3 protein-coding genes are annotated in these 2,821 nt (G+C 45.1%); 2 read left to right on the forward strand and 1 reads right to left on the reverse strand.

Going from position 1 to position 2,821, the window contains the following annotated elements:
* Positions 1–389, reverse strand: a 389-nt coding sequence (locus VF500_RS08355) for a DUF2911 domain-containing protein (protein WP_330859239.1), incomplete at its 3' end; no start/stop codon positions are given.
* Between the two features lie 165 nt (positions 390–554).
* Here VF500_RS08355 and VF500_RS08360 point away from each other — a divergent pair.
* Both VF500_RS08360 and VF500_RS08365 read left to right on the forward strand, forming a co-directional pair.
* Complete coding sequence (locus tag VF500_RS08360) at positions 555–1,742, forward strand: class I SAM-dependent rRNA methyltransferase (RefSeq protein ID WP_330859240.1); 1,188 nt, start codon at positions 555–557, stop codon at positions 1,740–1,742.
* Positions 1,743–2,356: 614 nt separating this feature from the next.
* The coding region (locus tag VF500_RS08365) for a carboxypeptidase-like regulatory domain-containing protein (protein ID WP_330859241.1) at positions 2,357–2,821 on the forward strand (465 nt) is incomplete at its 3' end.

Here is a 2,821-nt window from a genome sequence, read left to right on the forward strand (position 1 = left end):
TCTTGCTTATAGCTGTAAGCTCCCCATTGTTTTACAACTTTATTAAGAATGATGGTCCACTCATTTTTAGTAGGGATACTGAACAGGGAGTAAGTACCGGCAGGTACCGGATAGCCTTCAATAACAACTTTTTCGGTAAAAGTGATGGTGGTTGCGGCGTTAGCACCGGTGCGCCAAACTTCGCCGTAAGGGATGATACCGCCGAATATTTTGCGGTCTTTAACATTTGGGCGGGAATAAGTGATGGTTACTTTTCCTAATCCGAAATCCTGGATAATGGTTTGAGTTGAGCTGGCCTCAGGTATGCGGGGTATCTGGGCGTATGATTTTAAGCTGAAACAACAACACGCTATCAGCATGCTGAACAGGAATACGTAAGTTTTTTTCATGATTATAGTTTTCGAATCTAAGATACCAAATGTTTTAATGCAGATATTATTGTGTATGACGTAAAAATATTTTCAAGGTTTAGAGCCCTTAACACAAATACGTAATAAAAAGGAGCGGCGTTACTGCAAAGCTAAAATTACCAGCGCTTTATTACCTTTGCACCCATGATTGACGTTATATTAAAGAAGGGTAAAGAAAAAGCCGTACTGCAAAGGCATCCCTGGGTATTTTCAGGAGCGATTGAAAAAGTAAAAGGTAAGCCCGCTAATGGCGATGTGGTGCAATTGCTAAACGCCCAGGGCGAATTTATGGCCTATGGTTTTTATAACGATCAATCGAGGGTTACTTTACGATTGCTGGAGTGGAACAAGGATGTGCAGGTTGATGAAGCCTGGTTTCGTGAAAAGGTAGCTACAGCAGTTAAAAGCAGGGACAGTATCTTAGCTACGGGCACCAATACTTGCCGGTTGATCTTTAGCGAATCTGACTATTTACCGGGCCTAATTGTTGATAAATATGCCGGGCATTTAGCCGTTCAGGTACTTACCTCGGGCATTCAAAATGTAATGCCTGTTATTATTGATGAGCTCAAAAAGTTACTTAACCCCGAAAGTATTTCCGATAAAAGCGATAACGCCTCCCGCGCTCACGAGGGCTTGGCCGAAGCAGAAAATAAAGTGCTTGCCGGCAGTCCGCCGCCCGAACTGGTTGAAGTTTTGGAGAACAATGTAGTTTACGGTATCAACATCACCGAAGGCCAGAAATCCGGTTTTTATTGCGATCAGCGTGATAACCGACACGTACTGGCTATGCATGCGAAAAATAAAAAAGTGTTGGATTGCTTTTGCTATACCGGCGGCTTTACACTAAACAGCCTTAAAGAAGGTGCAGCTTCGGTAACCAGTGTAGATAGTTCGGCACTGGCCATTGAAACACTGGTCGAAAATATCCGGTTGAATAAACTGGATGCAACTAAACATACAGCCATTAAATCGGATGTCAACACGCAGCTCCGCAAGTTTAGGGACGAAGGCGAAAAGTTTGATGTTATTGTACTGGACCCTCCTAAATATGCGCCATCGCGCTCGGCATTAACCCGCGCGTCACGTGCCTATAAAGATCTGAACCGTTTAGGTATGCTGCTTCTTAACGAAGGTGGGTTGCTGGCTACCTACTCCTGCTCGGGTGCTATGGATATGGAAACTTTTAAACAAGTGATTGCCTGGGCCGCGCTTGATGCCGGTAAACAGGTACAGTTCATCTACCAGTTCCATCAACCCGAAGACCACCCGGTACGTGCTTCCTTCCCCGAAGGTGAGTATTTGAAAGGTTTGCTTTGCAGGGTGTTTTAGCCCGCCCCTAACTCCCTAAAGGGAAACTATAGCCGAGGGGCTGTTTTGCATCGCAAAACAGCCCCTCGGCATTTAATGCTGCCGCGGGTTTTCAACCCGTGGTAACCATGATTTCAGCTTTCAGCTGAACCGCATTTAATAATGTAAGCTGAAAGCTTACCGTGTATCCAACCACGGGTTACGCTATCGCTAAACCCGCGGCAGCAGAGAAGAAAAAAAATCATGTCATTGCGAGGAGCGAAATTGGAATGTGCGCGGGCGCGACGTGGCAATCGCATGCTATACAGGGCGGCTGTACTTCCGTGCGATTGCCACGCTACGCTCGCAATGACATGGTTTTTATTCATAGCTCCTATTGGTTCCTTTATCGCTAAACCTGCGGTAGTATTTCTTCAGTTTACCCTCCTCCGCTTAAAAAAGCGGTTAATTTTTGCGCGGTTAATGAAATTTTAGCCGAGTTAACCCCTTTTTTAACCCTTGTTTTAATACCACCCGCTATATCATTGCTGTGCCAAATGGAAAACAGGATAAGTATTGAGCGGGTCTAACCATCCCCGCTTAGTTCAGTTTGATCTCCCTGAGGCAAGAGTTATAAACCCATTAACCAATTATTTATGTACGAAAATTTTACCAATTATGATGGGTGCCATCGCATCCGTTATCGTGCTAAAATTAAGGGAGTATTGCAATACTGCATTACCGCTCTTTTGTTTTTAGCCATGTGTACTTCGGCTTTTGCTCAGGGTAGCAAAATAACCGGTGTAGTAAATGATGAGCACGGACAACCCCTGCCCGGTGTAAGCGTTAAGCTAAAAGGTACGCCTAATGGTACAACCACCAATGTGAACGGCCAGTTTAATATTAACGCCGAGGCAAGTCAAACGCTGGTGTTTAGTTTCCTTGGCTACGTTGCGCAGGAAGTAAGCGTAGGCAGCCAAAAAACTATCAGCATTAAACTTCAGCCAAACGCCACTAACATGAACGAGGTGGTTGTGGTTGGTTACGGTACCCAGCGTAAAGCAACCGTAACAGGATCGGTGGCATCAGTTACCAACAGCGAGATCGTGACCACTAAGAAC

This window comes from Mucilaginibacter sp., from assembly GCF_036383575.1.
GTDB lineage: Bacteria > Bacteroidota > Bacteroidia > Sphingobacteriales > Sphingobacteriaceae > Mucilaginibacter.